The sequence below is a fragment of the Salinivibrio sp. MA351 genome (genome assembly GCF_001996065.1).
In the GTDB taxonomy this organism is placed as follows: Bacteria; Pseudomonadota; Gammaproteobacteria; order Enterobacterales; family Vibrionaceae; genus Salinivibrio; species Salinivibrio costicola.
The window spans coordinates 16,803-35,512 of sequence record NZ_MUFG01000023.1; the positions used below are offsets into that span (position 1 = coordinate 16,803).

Annotated in this window: 16 protein-coding genes; 3 read left to right on the plus strand and 13 right to left on the minus strand. The window is 49.9% G+C overall.

What is annotated here, in order from left to right:
- Positions 1 to 44 precede the first annotated feature (44 nt).
- Complete coding sequence (rlmE, locus tag BZG78_RS11965; protein WP_077661333.1) at positions 45 to 674, minus strand: 23S rRNA (uridine(2552)-2'-O)-methyltransferase RlmE; 630 nt, start codon at positions 672 to 674, stop codon at positions 45 to 47.
- A gap of 207 nt (positions 675 to 881) precedes the next feature.
- Between rlmE and yhbY the strand changes: the two genes are divergently transcribed.
- Positions 882 to 1,178 (plus strand): ribosome assembly RNA-binding protein YhbY, encoded by a 297-nt coding sequence (yhbY, locus tag BZG78_RS11970; protein ID WP_021023292.1) that lies wholly within the window; start codon positions 882 to 884, stop codon positions 1,176 to 1,178.
- A gap of 115 nt (positions 1,179 to 1,293) precedes the next feature.
- Here the strand turns inward: yhbY and greA are convergent, their stop codons facing one another.
- Entirely contained in the window at positions 1,294 to 1,767 is a 474-nt protein-coding gene (gene greA, locus BZG78_RS11975) for a transcription elongation factor GreA (protein ID WP_021023293.1), read from the minus strand.
- A gap of 268 nt (positions 1,768 to 2,035) precedes the next feature.
- Here greA and dacB point away from each other — a divergent pair, with 268 nt between their 5' ends.
- Positions 2,036 to 3,514 carry a serine-type D-Ala-D-Ala carboxypeptidase gene (dacB, locus tag BZG78_RS11985; RefSeq protein WP_077661335.1) on the plus strand — a complete coding sequence of 493 codons (1,479 nt, stop codon included), beginning with the start codon at positions 2,036 to 2,038 and terminating at the stop codon, positions 3,512 to 3,514.
- 66 nt (positions 3,515 to 3,580) lie between these two features.
- Here the strand turns inward: dacB and carB are convergent, their stop codons facing one another.
- From carB to murJ, 9 genes are all read right to left on the minus strand, one after another.
- Positions 3,581 to 6,808 carry a carbamoyl-phosphate synthase large subunit gene (gene carB, locus BZG78_RS11990; RefSeq protein WP_021023295.1) on the minus strand — a complete coding sequence of 1,076 codons (3,228 nt, stop codon included), beginning with the start codon at positions 6,806 to 6,808 and terminating at the stop codon, positions 3,581 to 3,583.
- A 15-nt stretch (positions 6,809 to 6,823) separates the two neighbouring features.
- Positions 6,824 to 7,963 carry a glutamine-hydrolyzing carbamoyl-phosphate synthase small subunit gene (gene carA / locus BZG78_RS11995; protein WP_077661345.1) on the minus strand — a complete coding sequence of 380 codons (1,140 nt, stop codon included), beginning with the start codon at positions 7,961 to 7,963 and terminating at the stop codon, positions 6,824 to 6,826.
- Positions 7,964 to 8,429: 466 nt separating this feature from the next.
- Positions 8,430 to 9,233, minus strand: coding sequence for a 4-hydroxy-tetrahydrodipicolinate reductase (gene dapB / locus BZG78_RS12000; protein WP_021023297.1), 804 nt, complete (start codon positions 9,231 to 9,233; stop codon positions 8,430 to 8,432).
- 136 nt (positions 9,234 to 9,369) lie between these two features.
- On the minus strand, positions 9,370 to 10,314 hold the full coding sequence (gene ispH / locus BZG78_RS12005) for a 4-hydroxy-3-methylbut-2-enyl diphosphate reductase (protein ID WP_077461723.1): 945 nt from the start codon (positions 10,312 to 10,314) through the stop codon (positions 9,370 to 9,372).
- A gap of 9 nt (positions 10,315 to 10,323) precedes the next feature.
- A complete protein-coding gene (gene fkpB, locus BZG78_RS12010; protein WP_021023299.1) occupies positions 10,324 to 10,755 on the minus strand; it encodes an FKBP-type peptidyl-prolyl cis-trans isomerase in 432 nt (143 codons plus the stop codon).
- A 43-nt stretch (positions 10,756 to 10,798) separates the two neighbouring features.
- A complete protein-coding gene (gene lspA / locus BZG78_RS12015) occupies positions 10,799 to 11,308 on the minus strand; it encodes a signal peptidase II (protein ID WP_021023300.1) in 510 nt (169 codons plus the stop codon).
- The gene (gene ileS / locus BZG78_RS12020) at positions 11,308 to 14,133 is read right to left on the minus strand and encodes an isoleucine--tRNA ligase (protein ID WP_077661336.1); all 2,826 of its coding nucleotides are present in this window, start codon (positions 14,131 to 14,133) and stop codon (positions 11,308 to 11,310) included. The genes lspA and ileS overlap by 1 nt, the downstream gene beginning before the upstream one ends.
- A gap of 28 nt (positions 14,134 to 14,161) precedes the next feature.
- A complete protein-coding gene (ribF, locus tag BZG78_RS12025; protein ID WP_077661337.1) occupies positions 14,162 to 15,103 on the minus strand; it encodes a bifunctional riboflavin kinase/FAD synthetase in 942 nt (313 codons plus the stop codon).
- Positions 15,104 to 15,194: 91 nt separating this feature from the next.
- The gene (gene murJ / locus BZG78_RS12030) at positions 15,195 to 16,766 is read right to left on the minus strand and encodes a murein biosynthesis integral membrane protein MurJ (RefSeq protein WP_077661338.1); all 1,572 of its coding nucleotides are present in this window, start codon (positions 16,764 to 16,766) and stop codon (positions 15,195 to 15,197) included.
- A gap of 275 nt (positions 16,767 to 17,041) precedes the next feature.
- Between murJ and rpsT the strand changes: the two genes are divergently transcribed.
- Positions 17,042 to 17,302, plus strand: coding sequence for a 30S ribosomal protein S20 (gene rpsT, locus BZG78_RS12035; RefSeq protein ID WP_077646827.1), 261 nt, complete (start codon positions 17,042 to 17,044; stop codon positions 17,300 to 17,302).
- A 79-nt stretch (positions 17,303 to 17,381) separates the two neighbouring features.
- On the opposite strand, the gene BZG78_RS12040 is transcribed toward rpsT, so the two are convergent.
- On the minus strand, positions 17,382 to 17,687 hold the full coding sequence (locus BZG78_RS12040) for a metalloregulator ArsR/SmtB family transcription factor (protein ID WP_021023305.1): 306 nt from the start codon (positions 17,685 to 17,687) through the stop codon (positions 17,382 to 17,384).
- A 66-nt stretch (positions 17,688 to 17,753) separates the two neighbouring features.
- Positions 17,754 to 18,647: a transcriptional activator NhaR gene (gene nhaR / locus BZG78_RS12045; RefSeq protein ID WP_077661339.1), complete on the minus strand. Its 894-nt coding sequence runs from the start codon at positions 18,645 to 18,647 to the stop codon at positions 17,754 to 17,756.
- Between the last annotated feature and the right edge of the window lie 63 nt (positions 18,648 to 18,710).

The window sequence follows — 18,710 nt, forward strand, 5'->3', positions numbered from 1 at the left end:
AAGGTGTTAGCCTCGCATAACTGAGATAGATAAATGTAAGGGTACTACAGTTTATAACCTGTAGCCACAATGTAGACCTCTCGCGACCGTGCGCGGGATGAGTCGGGTTTACGAATTTTGACCGCTGTAAACATTTTACGGACTTCGGCCAGATAATGATCAAAGCCTTCTCCTTGAAATACTTTTACCACGAAGCAGCCTTTGGGGCCTAACACTTCCCGGCACATATCCAACGCCAGCTCCACCAAATACATCGCACGCGGTTGGTCTGCCGCCTGGTTGCCACTCATGTTCGGCGCCATGTCAGACATCACCACGTCAACCGTGTCAGGTTGTATACGATCAAGAAGGGCATCAAGAACAGTTTGTTCACGAAAATCGCCTTGGAGAAAGCTGACGCCTGGCATCGAATCCATCGGTAAGATGTCGCACGCAATCACTTGGCCTTCATCGCCCACTTGCGTCGCCGCATACTGCGACCATCCGCCAGGCGCGGCCCCTAAATCGACCACTGTCATACCGGGTTTTAAGATGCGATCTTTTTGCTGGATTTCTTCCAGTTTAAAGATAGCGCGTGAGCGATAACCTTTTTTTTGCGCTTCGTGCACATACTTATCGTCAAAGTGTTCTTTCAACCAACGTCCTGAGCTAGCTGAATGCTTTTTGTTCGCCATGTTGTTCCTAACCAAACCCTATTGTTGGCAACGCATTATCATAAAATTCAATCGATTGCGCACTGAATGTTATTATTAAAGGTAGCTCAAAAGCGGCTATCTAGATAATTCGGTTGCCATGGAGCGTCTTTATACTGTTTCAGTTTGTGATGAGATGGCGTTAGAATGGCATGTTTTCAACCCCTAGCAAATAGAAATCGAGCCAACATGAAACTCAGCACCAAACAAAAACAGTATCTCAAAGGACTGGCTCACCAGCTTAAGCCTGTAGTCTTAATGGGCGCCAATGGCTTAACCGAAGCCGTGGTCGCTGAAATTGAGCTTGCGCTTGACCACCATGAATTGATCAAAGTGAAAGTCGCATCAGAAGACCGCGAGACCAAAAACCTGATTGTCGACGCTATCATTCGTGAAACTGGCGCCGAAAAAGTCCAGGTTATCGGCAAAACACTGGTGATTTACCGTCAAAGCGAAGAGCGTAAAATCACATTACCACGCAAATAGTTTGGGTGGCCTTAGTGGTTTGCCGCACTTGCGCTGAAGCATAACAAAAAAGGCCGCGTCGCGGCCTTTTTACTGTTGAAAACTCAGCGAAAAGTTACATCTCGTAACACTTTACTTAGACGTAATCGACGCTACCAATCTCAAATTCTTTCACACCACCCGGTGTGGTGATACTCACTTCTTCGCCTTCTTCTTTACCAATTAAGCCTCGGGCAATCGGTGAGTTCACTGAAATAAGGTTGGCTTTAATGTCCGCCTCATCATCACCCACGATACGATAGGTCAGTTCTTCGTCGGTATTGATGTCAATCACAGTCACGGTAGCACCAAAAATCACTTTGCCATTATTCGGCATTTTGGTGACATCAATCACTTGAGCGACCGATAGTTTGTATTCAATATCGCGGATTTGCGCTTCACAAATCCCCTGCTCTTCTCGCGCAGCATGATATTCCGCGTTTTCTTTTAAATCACCCAGCTCACGCGCCTCTGCAATGGCGTTAGAGATCTCTGGGCGACGTTTGGTCAACTTGTCCAGCTCTTCTCGTAGCAGCTGCTCGCCGCGTACGGTCATTGGCACTTTATCCATAAATGACATTACCTCTTTCAATCCACAGCAAAGGGATTTTGGCAAAACAAAGCCACGCCCAAACAAAAATTTGGGCGCGGCGGAATTCAACGCTTTTTTTCGATTGTAAACAAGAATTGGCGCAAAATCATCTCTGATCCGGCAATAGCGTGACCGACCAACCGGTGATTGTCCAGCAGATGAGGTGTATCAGGCCATGCGTGCGGCTTGTCTTCAAGGCTGGACAGGGTAGGATAAACACGATGCAATAACACAAAGGCTCTCACTCATGATTCGCGCTCTTTTTCGCTGCCTAGCACCGATACGTTGCCTAGCGGTTATTTTCTGCCTCGCACTTAGCGTATTGTTCACAACATCACTAGCTTATGCATCGAATCAGCTGACGATTGAACAGCTGACCCCTTTATTGCCCAAAGGCAGTCAGGCCGCCTTGTGGGTCAGCGATCCCCAACACACACAACCGCAGCTTAGTCAGCAAGTGGATGCATTGCTTCCCCCAGCGAGTACACAAAAGCTACTCACCGGGCTCGCCGCTCGCCTTTATTTACCGAGTACCTTCCGTTTTTCGACACGGCTGGTACAAGCTGGCGATGATATCGCGCTTATTTTTAATGGCGATCCCTTATTAACTCGCAAAGATATTCGTCAGCTACTTAGTCAACTGCCTCGTCGAGGGCTGGATAATATCAATCATCTTTACCTGGACGGCCAAGCCTTCGCCGGTCGCTCTCGTGCCCCCGGATGGCCTTGGGATATTCTCGCCGTCTGTTACAGCGCTCCCTCAACCGCAATAACACTGGATCATAATTGTGTGCAGGGGGCAATATACAGCCAGCCCGATCAAGTACAAACACGCGTTCATGTTCCTCGTCATCAGCCAATTTCAGTGACTAGCGACGCCCTTACGGTGACAGAAGAACAGCAAACAGCGCGTCACTGCGGGCTTGATTTAACCGCCACCGCGGATAATCAGTATCACTTTTCTGGCTGTCTTGCCCACCGGGACAGGCCGCTGCCATTAAATTTTGCGGTTCAAACCCCTTCCGCCTATGTGAAAGCCATTGTTGCCGATGAGCTCGCACGATTGAATGTGCACCTCAACGGTCAAATTCTGGTCGCACCGGCTCCCAGCCAACATCGTGAACTTGCCCGCCATCACTCTGTCCCGTTACCGTCACTGCTGACCACCATGTTGCGAGACTCAGACAACTTGATTGCGGATAACCTTTTGAAAGCGCTCGGGCGGCGCTATTTTCAGCAGCCGGGATCTTACCGCAATGGCGTCGCGGCAGTTAAAGCCATCTTGCAAAAGGCAGGGATCGATCTATCCCGCGCGATCTTAGTGGACGGATCTGGTTTATCCCGAAACAACCGTTTAAGCGCGCGCCAGTTGGCCAGTGTTCTTCACTATATCTCGACGCATCCTAAGCTGGGACTGATTGATATGCTCCCCACGGCAGGCATGGATGGCACACTTAAGTATCGGCAAAGTGTCCGACACGCACCGATTAAAGGGCGATTAAAAGCCAAGAGTGGCTCGCTTTATGGCAGTTATAACTTGGCCGGTTTACTAGAGGATGACACCGGGCAGGCGCATATTGTGGTGCAGTTAGTCAGTCATTATCACCCGGATGAAGACGCGTTACCTGACAATGTCCCCGCACCGATCACCCAATTTGAACGTGAGTTTTATCACGCATTGATCCGTGGCCAGCTCGTACCTGCTTTCGCTCGCGCTCAGCCATAAACGCGCGATAAGAAAGACCCGCCAAAAAGGCGGGTCTGATGGCTGCTCATTGACGTCTCATCGGGGTTAAGACTTGGTCAGTACTCGTGCGTGCAGCGATTGCACCGGATTCACTTTGGTGGTATCGGCCGCCGTTAACGCCATGCACGTGGCGAAGGCCGCATTCAGTGTGGTGGTATAATTGACCTTGGCGGCCAGTGCACCACGACGTAAGACTTTTGAATCTTCAATCGCTTGGCGCCCCTCGGTGGTATTGACAATATAGCTATACTCACCGTTTTTGATGCGGTCAAGAATGTGCGGGCGTCCTTCGTGCACTTTGTTGACAAGGCGCGGATTGATCCCCGCTTCTCCCAGAATAACGGCAGTGCCGTGGGTGGCATCAAGCTCAAAGCCAAGTTTCAGCAACTTCGCGGCCAGGTCGACCACGCGCTGCTTATCATTATTGCGAACCGACAACAAGGCTCGCCCGCTTTCGCTATAGGCTTTGCCACAGGCTAAATCCGCTTTAGCAAACGCTTCAGCAAAGGTATCGCCCACGCCCATCACTTCACCGGTTGAGCGCATTTCTGGCCCAAGCAAAGGATCCACACCTGGGAACTTATTAAACGGGAGTACCACCTCTTTCACGGAATAGTAAGGTGGAATCACTTCGTTCACGAACCCTTGCTCGGCAAGTGATTGTCCTGCCATGACGCGAGCAGCAATTTTCGCCAGCGGCACCCCTGTCGCTTTAGACACAAATGGAACCGTTCGTGCAGCCCGCGGGTTTACTTCAATCAGATAAATTTCATCATCTTTCACCGCAAACTGGGTATTCACCAAGCCGCGTACACCAAGCTCTAAGGCTAATTTACGTACTTGTTCACGCATCCGGTCTTGAACGTCATCGCTCAACGTATACGCTGGTAGTGAACACGCCGAATCGCCCGAGTGCACTCCCGCTTGCTCAATGTGCTCCATAATGCCACCAATGACAACGATGTCACCGTCACACACGGCATCAATATCTACTTCGGTCGCGTCATCAAGGAAGTGATCGAGCAAGACGGGAGATTCATGCGACACACTCACGGCCTCATTAAAGTAGCGACGCAAATCCGTTTCGTCATACACGATTTCCATCGCCCGTCCCCCAAGCACATAAGACGGACGCACCACTAGCGGGTAGCCAATCTCTTTCGCTTTTTCCACCGCCTGCTCTAATGCCGTCACGGTGGCGTTGGCAGGTTGTTTCAGCCCTAGGCGCTCTACCGCATCTTGGAAACGTTCACGGTCTTCCGCGCGGTCAATTGCATCAGGACTGGTACCAATGATCGGCACCCCAGCCGCTTCTAGCGCTCGAGCCAGTTTAAGTGGGGTTTGGCCACCATACTGAACAATTACCCCTTCAGGGTTTTCGACCCGAACAATCGCCAACACATCTTCCAAGGTCACCGGCTCAAAGTAGAGGCGATCGGAAGTATCATAGTCGGTAGAGACGGTTTCAGGGTTACAGTTCACCATGATGGTCTCATAGCCGTCTTCGCGCAGCGCTAACGAAGCATGGACGCAGCAATAATCAAACTCGATGCCCTGTCCGATACGGTTCGGCCCACCACCGATAACCATGATTTTCTTTTTATCGGTTGGTTGCGATTCACATTCATCATCATAGCTTGAGTACATGTACGCGGTATCAGAGGAAAACTCAGCTGCGCACGTATCAACGCGTTTGTAGACCGGATGGATGTTGAATTTATCCCGTAGTTTGCGCACTTCAATTTCAGACACCCCGAGAAGATTCGCCAAGCGCACATCGGAAAAACCTTTACGTTTTAATTGGCGCAGCGCGACCGCATTAAGACCAGCAAACCCATTATCTCGGACTTGTTGTTCATGTTTGACGATGTCTTCGATTTGCACCAAGAACCAGCGATCAATATTGGTGAGGTTGAAAACCCCATCGACCGACATGCCTGCACGGAAGGCATCCGCGACATACCAAATCCGCTCGGCGCCCGGCTCTTTCAGCTCATGGCGAATACGCGTCAATGCGGTATCATCATCCAGGTTGACCATCTCATCAAAACCAGACGCGCCGGTTTCTAGACCGCGTAATGCTTTCTGTAACGATTCTTGTTGGTTACGGCCAATGGCCATCACCTCGCCCACGGATTTCATCTGGGTCGTCAGTCGATCATTGGCGCCAGCAAATTTTTCAAAATTAAAGCGTGGGATTTTCGTGACCACGTAATCAATGGTCGGCTCAAATGAAGCCGGTGTGGCGCCGCCGGTAATATCATTCATCAGCTCATCAAGGGTAAAGCCAACCGCTAATTTGGCCGCTACTTTGGCAATCGGGAAACCGGTTGCTTTTGATGCTAAGGCTGATGAACGGGAGACACGCGGGTTCATTTCAATGATCACCATGCGCCCATTATTAGGGTTGATCCCAAACTGAACGTTTGACCCACCGGTTTCGACACCGATTTCACGCAGCACAGCCACAGAGGCATTGCGCATCAGTTGGTATTCTTTATCGGTCAATGTTTGAGCGGGCGCGACGGTGATCGAATCACCAGTGTGGACACCCATCGCATCGACGTTTTCAATCGAGCAGACAATGATGCAGTTATCGTTTTTATCCCGCACCACTTCCATTTCGTACTCTTTCCAACCAATCAAGGATTCATCAATCAACAGCTCGTTGGTTGGCGACAAATCCAAGCCCCGCTCGCAAATGTCTTTAAATTCTTCTTGGTTGTAGGCAATACCGCCACCGGTGCCGCCCATGGTAAATGAAGGACGGATAATACAAGGGAAACCCACTTCGTCGAGTACCTTGTGAGCCTCATCCATGCTGTGGGCAATGCCCGCACGCGGACACTCAAGGTTAATGCTGCGCATCGCTTCATCAAAACGGTGTCGGTCTTCCGCTTTATCAATGGCGTCGGCTGTTGCACCAATCATCTCTACGCCAAATTCCGCCAGTACGCCATGACGCTCGAGATCAAGTGCACAGTTTAATCCCGTTTGACCGCCCATGGTCGGTAACACCGCATCGGGGCGCTCTTTCTCAATAATATGTTTCACTACCTGCCACTGAATCGGCTCGATATAGGTCGCATCGGCCATTTCGGGATCAGTCATGATGGTCGCTGGGTTCGAGTTCACGAGAATAACCCGGTACCCCTCTTCGCGTAGCGCTTTACACGCTTGTGCCCCTGAGTAGTCAAATTCACAGGCTTGGCCGATGACAATCGGGCCTGCGCCCAGGATTAGAATGCTTTTTATGTCTGTGCGTTTTGGCATGCTCAACGACTCCGATTAGGCGCGATGTTGTTTGATAAGGTCGATAAAATGGTCAAAAAGAGGCGCCGCATCATGCGGTCCTGGACTTGCCTCTGGGTGGCCTTGGAAGCTAAAGGCGGGTTTTTCAATATGATGAATGCCTTGTAAGCTGCCATCGAACAAAGACACATGGGTCGCCCGCAATGTGTCTGGCAAGCTATCTTTATCGGCCGCAAAGCCATGGTTTTGGCTGGTGATCATCACCACGTCTCGGTCTAAATCTTTCACCGGGTGATTGGCACCATGATGGCCAAATTTCATTTTCACCGTCTTAGCACCGCTCGCCAGTGCTAAAATTTGGTGGCCCAAGCAAATACCAAATAAAGGCACGCCTTTCGCTAAGAAGGTTTGCGTCGCCGCAATCGCGTAGTCACACGGGGCTGGATCGCCAGGACCGTTGGATAGGAAAACTCCATCCGGATTCATCGCCAGCACCTCGTCTGCGGGTGTGGTGGCAGGCACCACCGTCAAACGACAGCCACGGTCAACCAGCATACGTAAAATGTTACGTTTGGCACCAAAGTCATACGCCACTACGTGATAAGGCAATTCACTATCAGGTAAAGCATCGGGTAAGCCTTGATGAAGTTGCCAAGAGCCTTGTGTCCAGCTATAGCTTTCCTGAGTGGTCACTTCTTTGGCGAGATCCATGCCCTTGAGGCCAGGAAAATCTTGCGCGTTAGCCAAAGCCAATGCTTCATCCACGCTGTCGCCAGCGACAATGCAACCATTTTGCGCCCCTTTTTCACGCAACAAACGGGTGAGCTTGCGCGTATCAATGTCGGCAATGCCAACAACGTTGTGTTGCTTGAGGTAATCAGAAAGGGATTGTTGATTGCGGAAGTTGCTAGCTAAGAGAGGGAGATCACGAATCACGAGGCCTTGAGCGTGAACTTGGGAGGATTCTTCGTCTTCGGTATTGGTGCCGGTGTTGCCAATGTGGGGATAAGTAAGAGTGACTATTTGACGGGAATAAGAGGGGTCGGTGACAATTTCTTGATACCCCGTCATCGAGGTATTGAAAACCACTTCTCCCACCGCGGAGCCATCCGCGCCGATCGGGGTACCGTGGAACACTGTCCCATCTTCTAGGACTAAGAGCGCAAACTTGCTCAAGACAACCTCCAGTTTATATAAAAATGCACTTTTAACGACTAACGTTGCATTCACGTATTCCATCTAAGATCAAAACCCGCGTCAAGCTGAATTTTGACAAATTGCGCGCATTCTAGGGATGCATGGAGAAGCTGTCAATCAAACCCGCATTTTTTTGTTTTCTTTATTCACCACTCAATAGCTTTCTTCATCTAAACCGCCATAAAACACAGCTTAAATCGACTTTACGGTACAAAAAACACCCAAATCACTGCCAGCATCATTACGTAAGACACAATATCTGTCTAAAAAAATAAAAGCTCATTAGCAAACGTTTACCTGTGCTTTTAATACCTGATAAATACAGTCTCGTGCAAAAATGGCGATATGAGCTCAGTAAAAAATAGATAAAGCTGGAGGATTAACACAAACAGAGAGGGCGTTTTACGTATAAGCAAAAAACATCGCGCCGAAGCGCGATGAATAGTTATTTTAAATCGAGGACATCTTGCATGGTATAAAAACCCGACGGGTGCTGATTGAGCCAAACCGCTGCACGGACCGCGCCTTTGGCAAAGGTATTACGGTTTGAGGCCTTGTGCGTGATCTCAACACGCTCACCGATATCGGCAAACATCGCAGTATGTTCGCCAACAATGTCACCGGCACGAAGGGTGGCAAAACCAATCTCGTCTTTGCTGCGCTCGCCCGTATTCCCTTCTCGCGCATAGACAGCCACATCGCTGAGGTTGTTACCCATTGCCCCCGCAATCGCTTCGCCCATACCTAGCGCTGTGCCTGAAGGGGCATCCACTTTATGGCGGTGGTGGGCTTCAACAATTTCAATATCGCATTCCTCCCCCATCACTTTGGCGGCTTGCTCGAGCAACTTAAACACTAGGTTCACCCCCACACTGTAGTTGGGCGCCATGACTAAGGCAGTTGACTCAGCAGCCTCATGAATGACTTGTTTTTGCGCCTCGTCAAACCCGGTGGTGCCAATGACTAATTGTTTACCTTGTTGTTGGCATAACGCCAAATGCGCCATCGTGGCCGATGGTGCGGTAAAGTCGATAATCACGTCGAAGTCATCACTGACATTAGCAAGGTCGTCTACCACGTTAACCCCTAAACGGCCAATTCCTGCCAACTCACCCGCATCTGTGCCTACTAGGCTAGATTCAGGGCGCTCACTCGCCGCGCCCAATGTTGCGCCCGAGTATTGTGCAACCGCTTGAATAAGGTTGCGGCCCATTCGTCCAGCCGCGCCTGCAATGGCAATACGTACCATGATTTTCCCCTTTGTCACTTTGCCAGCAAATTGGCTCCTTGATCGTAACTGACCACTCTAGCGCGTTCCCTGGCACTTGTATATTGGCGAAAAAAAGGGAAGCTTTCGCTTCCCTTTTTGGTCTGGATCATCACGGTTAAGTGACCTCACGAATTTGTAATTCCTTCGGCACTTCAAAGAACATGTTTTCTTCTCGTCCAGAGAGATTTTCAACCTCTGTGGCACCAAGCTGCTTGATGCGCTCGATAATATGATTCACCAGCTCTTCAGGTGCCGATGCTCCTGCCGTGATCCCAACGGTATGCTTGCCGTCTAACCAAGCGGGGGCGATGTCTTGTGCTGTATCGACCAAATACCCAGGCGTACCTAGCTTTTCAGAAAGCTCACGGAGACGATTTGAATTTGAGCTATTTTTCGATCCAACGACAATCATCACATCACAGCTTTGCGCAAGATCGCGTACTGCATCTTGGCGGTTCTGTGTAGCATAACAAATATCATCTTTGCGCGGGCCTTGGATATTGGGAAATACCTGCCGCAAGGTATCAATCACATCTGCCGTTTCATCCACAGACAGTGTAGTTTGACTGACATAGTGTAGGTTATCTGGATCGTTGACCTTGAGGGTATAGACATCGTCTGGGGTTTCGACCAAATACATGCCACCCGTTTCGCTGGCGTATTGACCCATGGTGCCTTCCACTTCTGGGTGGCCCGCATGGCCTATCAGCACCACTTCCATGTTTTTGCGGCTTGCGCGCGCCACTTCCATATGGACCTTGGTCACCAATGGACAGGTGGCATCAAACACGGTCAATTGACGCGATTTCGCCTCGTTCCGCACCGCTTGTGATACACCGTGTGCAGAGAAGATCACAATACTGTCGTCAGGCACTTCGCTGATCTGCTCAACAAAAATCGCCCCACGCTGCTTCAACCCTTCCACGACGAAGCGGTTGTGCACCACTTCATGACGCACATAAATCGGCGGTTGATAGATTTCTAACGCTCGTTCAACAATACTGATTGCACGATCGACGCCCGCACAAAAGCCACGGGGATTGGCAAGTAGGATCTTCATGACTACGCCTTATTGCACACTTATAATTTCAACGTCAAAAATGACGGTTTTACCCGCCAAAGGATGATTAAAGTCAACGGTGACTGAGTCGCCAGAGACCGCGGTAATAATCCCCGGAATTTCTTGCCCTTGAGGACCACTAAACGCAATGATCGCACCTTCTTCGGCGGGTGTTTCTCCTCCGAAATGGCGGCGATCCATATGATGAATATTATCAGGGTTTGGCTGCCCAAAGGCATCTTCAGGCGCTAAGGTAAAGCTACTCGAGGCGCCTTCTTTTAAGCCCAGTAAGCAGTTTTCAAAGTTTTCGGTCAGACTGCCGTCTCCCATCACCAATTTCGCAGGCTTCCCCGCATTATGGGTGGTATCGGCCACCGAGCCATCTTCAAGCTTGATGGTAAAATGCATAATCACTTCGCTAGCGGCGCTGATCGCTTTCATGATTCATCCTTTTTGAAAGTCGGAGTGTGCAGATAGATACGCATTATCCCTGCTTGGTCGATGACGCGTCCTGACGAAAACTTTCCAGAATCACCAACGCCGCCCCCAAACAAATCGCGGAATCCGCCAAGTTAAACGCCGGCCAATGCGACGTGCCAATGTAAAAATCTAAAAAGTCGATGACATAGCCATGGACAAGCCGATCAAATAAATTACCCAATGCGCCGCCGATGATCATCGCATAGGCAATATTGATCAGCCGTTGGCTTGCCGGGGTGGTCCGCATCCAATAAGCCAGTAAGCCACTGACTCCTAGTGCAATCACGCTAAATAGCCAACGCTGCCAGCCTCCAGCATCACTCAAAAAACTAAAGGCTGCGCCATGGTTGTGCACGTAGGTAAGATTAAAAAAAGGCAACAGTTCAATGCGGTTAGCAAACCCGTATTCCATGGTTTGCATCACTAGCCACTTACTACCAATATCAAGCGCAAACACCAGAGGCGCCAGCCAAAGCCAGCGCCATCCTGATTGCGAGAGGGAAAGAGTCTGCATCACGCAAATTGGCGAGTTTCGCCTTCTCCTGCAATGTTGGTCACACAACGGCCACAGATCTCTTCATGGCCAGCAATGGTGCCCACGTCGGCGACGTGATGCCAGCAGCGTTCGCACTTCGCCGCACTTGAAGCCGTCACCTCAACAGCAAGGCCTTCAACATCCGTTTTCGTCGCAGATATTGGGGCTTCACCGGCGACCACAGTTGCTTTTGACGTTAACAGCACAAAGCGAAGTTCATCGCCCATTAAGCGCAGTTTTTCGGCAAAATCGGCGGGCGCATACAGGGTCACTTCGGCTTCTAGTGAGCCACCAATGACTTTTTCGTTACGGGCCTGTTCAAGCGTTTTATTGACCGCATCGCGTACGTTTAACAATTTCGCCCAGAACGCCTGATTAAGGGCAGCACTGTCTTCAAGATCAAACAGGCCGTCATACCAGACATCGGTAAAGACAAACTTGCTACGCTCACCCGGCATTTCATTCCAAATTTCATCCGCCGTGAACGACATAATAGGAGCCATCCAACGGACCAAGGCTTCGACAATGTGGAACAGTGCCGTTTGGCAGCTTCGGTGCGCATGGCTGCCGGCTTTCGCGGTGTATTGGCGATCTTTAATAATATCGAGATAAAAAGAGCCCATCTCAATCGAGCAGAACTGCATCAAGCGTTGCGTGACTTGGTGGAAATTACAGGCTTCAAATGCTTCTGTAATTTCTTGCTGTGCCGCCAACGCACGTCCCACCGCCCAACGATCAACCGCGACCAAATCGTCTGGGGCAACCAAGTCGGTTTTAGGATCAAAGCCATGTAGGTTCGCCAGCAAGAAACGCGAGGTGTTGCGGATACGACGATACGCATCGGCGCTGCGTTTTAGGATCTCATCCGAAACGGTGATCTCACCGGTGTAATCGGTTGATGCCACCCATAAACGCAAAATATCGGCACCCAGCTTGTTCATCACGTCTTGCGGCGCGATGGTGTTCCCCAAAGATTTCGACATCTTGCGGCCTTTGCCGTCAACGGTGAAACCATGAGTCAGCACTTTTCGATACGGGGCTTTCTCTTTGATGGCGACCGAGGTCATTAACGATGATTGGAACCAACCACGGTGCTGATCCGACCCTTCGAGGTACATGTCAGCTTCTTGGCCGTTGAACTCGTCACGCTGGTTAACCACCGCATAGTGCGTCGCACCTGAATCAAACCATACATCGAGCGTATCCAGCACTTTCTCGTACTGATCTGCTTCATCGCCAAGCAGTTCGTTAAGATCCAAATCCCACCACGCTTGAATGCCCGATTGCTCTACCCGCTGTGCAACCTGCTCAATCAGGTTAATCGTATCGGGGTGAAGCTCTGACGTTTCTTTGTGAACGAACAAGGCAATGGGTACGCCCCAGGTACGCTGACGAGAAATACACCAGTCTGGACGGCCTTCAACCATGGATTCAATGCGGCTTTGCCCCCAGTCAGGGATCCATTCAACGTTTTTGATCTCTTGTAAGGCTTTATCTCGCAGACCGGCTTTATCCATGCCGATAAACCACTGTGGCGTCGCTCGGAAAATAATCGGCGTTTTGTGGCGCCAGCAGTGCGGATAGCTGTGTTCATAGGCATGATGATGCAGCAGCGCGCCATGCGTTTTAAGCGTCTCAATGACATTATCATTGGCTTTAAACACGTGCTGACCGGCAAACAGTGGTGTATCAGGTAAATACACACCATTGCTCCCCACAGGATTGGCCACTTCTAGGTCGTATTTTTTCCCCACCACGAAGTCTTCTTGGCCGTGTCCAGGCGCAGTGTGGACAACCCCCGTACCGGACTCAGTTGTCACGTGATCGCCAAGGATCACCGGCACGTCAAAATCATAAAATGGGTGTTGAACACGTTGCAGCTCTAACGCTTCACCTTTACAAAAACCAAGGTTGTGATAGTGCTCGATACCAGCACGATCCATGACGTCTTTGGCCAACTCTGCCGCCAGAATTAAGCGCTGTGGCTGCTCGCCTTCGACTTGCACCAGCACATATTCCAGATCCGCGGACACAGCAACGGCGCGGTTAGCCGGCAGAGTCCAAGGCGTCGTCGTCCAGATCACCGCCGAAACAGGCCCTTCGCCTTGATGCTCACCAGCAAGGGTAAAGGTGTTCACGAGCGCCTGCTCATCGACCGCACGGAACATGACGTCAATCGATGGGGACGTCTTGTCTTGATACTCGACTTCGGCTTCGGCAAGGGCTGAACCACAATCCGTACACCAGTGAACCGGTTTAAACCCTTTGTGCAAGTGGCCATTCCCAGCAATCTTACCCAAGGCACGAATGATGCTGGCCTCAGTCTTAAAGTCCATGGTGAGATAGGGTTTATCCCACTCACCTAACACGCCAAGACGTTTAAAGTCGGCTTTTTGACCTTCCACTTGCTTGGCCGCGTATTCACGACATTTTTCACGGAACTCGGCGGTGGAGATTTTCTGACCCGGCTTGCCCACTTTTTTCTCTACCATCAATTCGATAGGTAGGCCGTGGCAGTCCCAGCCAGGGACATACGGTGCGTCATAGTCCGCCAGCGTTTTCGATTTAATAATAATGTCTTTGAGAATTTTATTAACAGAGTGACCAATATGAATATTGCCGTTCGCGTACGGAGGGCCGTCGTGCAAAATAAATGTTTTTTTGCCGTGCTTCGCTTGACGGATTGCACCGTAAAGATCTTCATCATACCAACGCTTGAGCATATCAGGCTCGCGCTTAGCAAGATTACCTCGCATCGGAAACGCAGTTTCCGGCAGGTTTAAGGTATCTTTGTAGTCACTCATTGATTATTGATTCCGTATGGAGGTTACTCTAGACATTATTGCCATCAGCCAGCCACGCACGCGCTGCCGATGCATCTCGTTGAATTTGCATTTTTAATGCGTCTACTGACGCGAACTTGGTTTCATCACGCAATTTGTGCAGTAGGCTAACTTCTAATTGTTTGCCGTATAAATCGAGCGTTTGATCGAATAGATGCACTTCTAACTGCTGATGGGTGCCATTGACCGTCGGTCGATTACCCACGTTGGCAACGCCCGGCAAAGATTGCCCTGCACGCGCACCGGACACGGTTACCGCGTACACACCCGATACAGGAGAGACTCGCCGCTTAAGCAGCACATTCGCGGTAGGAAAGCCGATCGTGCGTCCAAGCTTTCGCCCATGCGCGACCCGCCCGCAAATACTGTAGGGTCGCCCCAACATATCGGCTGCCGCCTCTAACTGGCCCGCGAGAAGCGCATCTCGGATAGCGGTGCTACTCACCCGTCGGTCGCTGACACAAAAGCTTTCGGTACTCACCACCGCAAAGTGATGCTCTTTCCCGGCTTGCTCTAATCGAGCGAAGTCACCGGCACGCTTGAGGCCAAAGCGAAAGTCGTCACCCACTACAAGAAACTTAACACCCAATTGATTGACCAACAAGCGATCAACAAAGGCATCCGGGCTCATGGCGGCAAATGCTGGTGTAAAGCTGACACACAAAAGCCTATCCACGCCTAACTTAGCCAGTTGACTATATTTGTCGCGCAGCCGGGATAAACGTGCAGGAGCCTGATCGCCTTGAAACAATTCGAGCGGTTGAGGCTCAAACAGCATGACAGTCGCAGGCAAATCGAGGGCCCTGGCCTTCTCGACCACTTGGCGCAAGACCGCTTGGTGCCCAAGGTGGACACCATCAAAGTTACCGATGGTGAGTACACAGCCTCGGTGTTTGGCCCGGATATTGTGAATGCCTCGAATTAATTCCATCGCCTGCTGACTATTTGAACTATAAAAACTGGCGGATTATATACTAGTCAGCGCTGGCAATCAGCCCTGGATTGATATTCCGCGCTTACCATCATCCTCGGTGGCGGATATCGCCTAATCTCACACCAAACATCACTGCCGTGATCAGATAGAGACTCCCCCCGCCAAGAATACAACCAGCCAAGCTAATGCTGCGAGAGAATAATGGCATAGCCACCCATTGTGACAAACTTGGCATTAAAACATAAAGCCCAATAACCATGGCACAAACAGCCACCAGTAACTTAACAATAAACATCACTGTTTCTCGAGAAAGGCGATAAATATGACGACGGTGTAGCCCTTGATACAACAGGCCTGCATTAATCAGCGCCGATAAGGCCGTGGCCATTGCTAACCCCACGTAGCTGAAGAAATAGGCAAAAATCGCGTTAAAGACCATATTGCTGACCATTGCGATGACACCATATTTGACCGGTGTTTTAGTATCTTGGCGAGCATAATAACCAGGCGCCAGGACTTTGATCACCATAAAATTGACCAAACCACAGGCATAAGCCACCAGAGATAGACTGGCCGCCTCCACGTCAGGTACACCAAATTCACCCCGCATAAACAACACCATCAACATGGGCTTGGCGAGCACAATTAATCCAGCCATGGCGGGGATCCCGAGTAGCAGAACCATACGTACGCCCCAATCCATGGTCGCAGCAAACTGATCCGCCGATTTATCGACATGTTTTTTGGATAACGCGGGCAAGATCACCGTCGCAATCGCAATGCCAAATAACCCCAGTGGGAACTCTAATAAACGATCGGAGTAATACAGCCAACTGATAGAACCCGTCATTAAGAAGCTAGCAATAAAGGTATCGAATAACAGATTAATCTGACTGACGGATACCCCAAACAATGCTGGGATCATTAACTGTCGAATTTTGACAACGCCGGGATGATGCCATCCCCATTTAGGCCGCACGAGCATCCCCTCTTGCGCTAAAAAAGGCAGTTGGAACAAAAGTTGAATCACACCGCCTGCAAACACACCGATCGCAAGGCCTATTTCAGGTTGTGCCAAATGCGGGGATAGACCGATCGCCGCAGCAATAATCGCTACGTTTAAAAACACCGGCGTAAAGCTGGAAACTGCAAATTTATTCAGCGTGTTAAGGATAGCCCCCGATAGCGCAACAAAGGTAATAAACCACAAATAGGGGAAAGTGATTTTCAACATCAAGCTGGCCAACTCAAATTTTGCACCATCAGGCCCGCCGTCTAGCCAATCGACAAACCAACCGGTACCAAACAACGCGGCTAAAACGGGCGAACCGACCACACCTAGCAATGTCACAACAGTGACCAACCCGCCAAGCGTGCCGACCACATTAGCCACCAACTCACGTGAGTGGGCTCGGGTGGTATCATCTTTATCAAGCGCCTGGTATTCGGTTAATACCGGCACAAACGCTTGTGAAAATGCCCCTTCGGCAAATAGACGACGCAAAAAATTAGGGATTTTATTGGCAAAGAAAAAGACATCGGCGGCCGCACCCGCGCCCATTAAGTTGGCAATGACAACATCGCGCACCAATCCTAAAACACGGGACACTAATGTCATGGTGCTCACGATGAGCCCAGAGCGTAAAAGTCGCTTACTCACGGTTACCTCTTGAAAACACGTACCCGATGCGCGCGTTGCTTCTACTTTTTCGCCCCTGGCGATACGCCGAAAGGGAGAACAAATCGAAATATAGGTGACGTCGGGGCTGAAATGCTGATAGAATCAGCCGCCATATTAACTGTGATAACCCCGCAGCGCCAATACTACCTTGGAGCGGCGGATCTTTGCACAAATGAATTGACAATAGAGGCAAAAAGAGGCATAGTCCTCCGCCTTGAAATGTCACCGAACAAAAAGATTTGGGAGTTAGACCCTTGGCGAATATCAAATCTGCTAAGAAGCGTGCGATCCAGTCTGAAAAGCGTCGCCAGCACAACGCAAGCCGTCGCTCTATGATGCGCACCTATATGAAGAAAACTGCTTCAGCAATTGCTGCAGGCGACAAAGAAGCGGCAACTGCTGCTTTTGCACAAGTTCAGCCTATTCTTGATCGTTCAGCCACTAAAGGCCTGATCCACAAGAATAAAGCAGCTCGTTACAAAGCAGCATTCTCAGCACAAATTAAAGCGCTGTAAGATTGCTCTTTGCATAGAGATAAAAAAAACCGGCCTTGGCCGGTTTTTTTTTGCTTATCACTTGTTGCTTACCCAGGTGCTAACTCACGGTTTCGCTGCAGTAGAGATCATGTAAAAGCTGAATGACAGCGACGACTTCATCACTTTTTAGCGAATAATATACCGTCTGCGCCTCTTTGCGCGTTGTCACCAGACCGTCTTTTCGTAACCAAGCGAGATGCTGCGATAAGGCTGACTGGCTCAGAGGAACCCGCTCCACTAACTGCCCCACCGACAATTCACCTTGTAGTAAATAACACAGAATAAAAAGGCGTTTTTCATTGGCCATGGCTTTTAGCAGGCTCACTGCCTTAGGCCCATTCTGCTGCATGCGGGCTAAATCCATTCAACTTCCATCATCAGTTAATACTCAATGGCACGAGTCTAGCACGATCTTTATGCTAGCTTGTAACTAAACAAACAAGTGACTGTAATCTGCTTCACAAATCCTTTTGACCGCTGGGTGCTGAATCATACGTTCCGCAAAGATAACGAAATATTCCTCTTTTACCACACTCAGCTCAGCAATTTGTATCGCTTGACCCAAACGGGTGACTTCCTCAGCATAGGTCGTAGGTGCAATAAATAACGCTTGATGACTAATCCCAAACGCTTTCATTAAGGCGGAATCGTCAAATTCTCCCAGAATATTAGGTACGATGCCTTGTTGATCAAACCACTGCGTTAACTTACGTCCCATTGCGGTCGATTTGCTAGGAATTAAGACTTTCTGTGTCGCTAAACGTATGGGTAACGGCACATCGGGGTCTTCTGCAGGGTTTGAGGAATATAAGCTCATGCTACTTTCACCTAACTTGACGCTAAATAAGCCGGCCTGTTGGGTCGAATCTATCGGGCAGTCTGAAAGGATCATATCTAATTTATGCTCTGCGAGTTGCTCAAGTAGCATTTCATGCGTGGATTCAAAACAGCGCAGGTGGATGGCGTTATCGTGAGGTATCGCATGCAAGAGAATTTGGCTAATCAGCCGCTTCGATAATGCATCAGCAACCCCAACATCGAATAAGATATTCTCTTGCTGGCTATAATTGACAATATCTAGCATTTCGTAGCTCAGACCAAACATACGATCAGCATATTTAAAAACCAGCTGGCCGAGCTCAGTGGGCTCCACGTAGCGCCCATTGCGTTTAGTGAGCTTACCATTTAAGCGCTGTTCCAGAGCCCGAATTTGCCCAGTAACGGTTTGTGGTGTTAAACAAAGCTTATCCGCCCCTTGGGTGATTGAACCTTGCTTGCAGACCATCCAGAAGTAGTACAGGTGGTTGTAATTTAGGTGAGCCATGCTGATAGATAAAAAAACGCCAGACGAAGCAGCTTACGCTGCCTCTCTGGCGCCTTCAAGTGG

What these genes read in the sequence shown, in the direction of transcription:
- dapB (WP_021023297.1), bottom strand. Translation starts at nt 9,233, where the DNA reads ATGGTACGTATTGCCATTGCAGGCGCGGCTGGACGAATGGGCCGCAAC.
- yhbY (WP_021023292.1), top strand. Translation starts at nt 882, where the DNA reads ATGAAACTCAGCACCAAACAAAAACAGTATCTCAAAGGACTGGCTCAC.
- ispH (WP_077461723.1), bottom strand. Translation starts at nt 10,314, where the DNA reads ATGAAGATCCTACTTGCCAATCCCCGTGGCTTTTGTGCGGGCGTCGAT.
- ileS (WP_077661336.1), bottom strand. Translation starts at nt 14,133, where the DNA reads ATGAGTGACTACAAAGATACCTTAAACCTGCCGGAAACTGCGTTTCCG.
- fkpB (WP_021023299.1), bottom strand. Translation starts at nt 10,755, where the DNA reads ATGAAAGCGATCAGCGCCGCTAGCGAAGTGATTATGCATTTTACCATC.
- greA (WP_021023293.1), bottom strand. Translation starts at nt 1,767, where the DNA reads ATGGATAAAGTGCCAATGACCGTACGCGGCGAGCAGCTGCTACGAGAA.
- BZG78_RS12040 (WP_021023305.1), bottom strand. Translation starts at nt 17,687, where the DNA reads ATGGATTTAGCCCGCATGCAGCAGAATGGGCCTAAGGCAGTGAGCCTG.
- lspA (WP_021023300.1), bottom strand. Translation starts at nt 11,308, where the DNA reads ATGCAGACTCTTTCCCTCTCGCAATCAGGATGGCGCTGGCTTTGGCTG.
- carB (WP_021023295.1), bottom strand. Translation starts at nt 6,808, where the DNA reads ATGCCAAAACGCACAGACATAAAAAGCATTCTAATCCTGGGCGCAGGC.
- nhaR (WP_077661339.1), bottom strand. Translation starts at nt 18,647, where the DNA reads ATGGCTCACCTAAATTACAACCACCTGTACTACTTCTGGATGGTCTGC.
- ribF (WP_077661337.1), bottom strand. Translation starts at nt 15,103, where the DNA reads ATGGAATTAATTCGAGGCATTCACAATATCCGGGCCAAACACCGAGGC.
- dacB (WP_077661335.1), top strand. Translation starts at nt 2,036, where the DNA reads ATGATTCGCGCTCTTTTTCGCTGCCTAGCACCGATACGTTGCCTAGCG.
- rlmE (WP_077661333.1), bottom strand. Translation starts at nt 674, where the DNA reads ATGGCGAACAAAAAGCATTCAGCTAGCTCAGGACGTTGGTTGAAAGAA.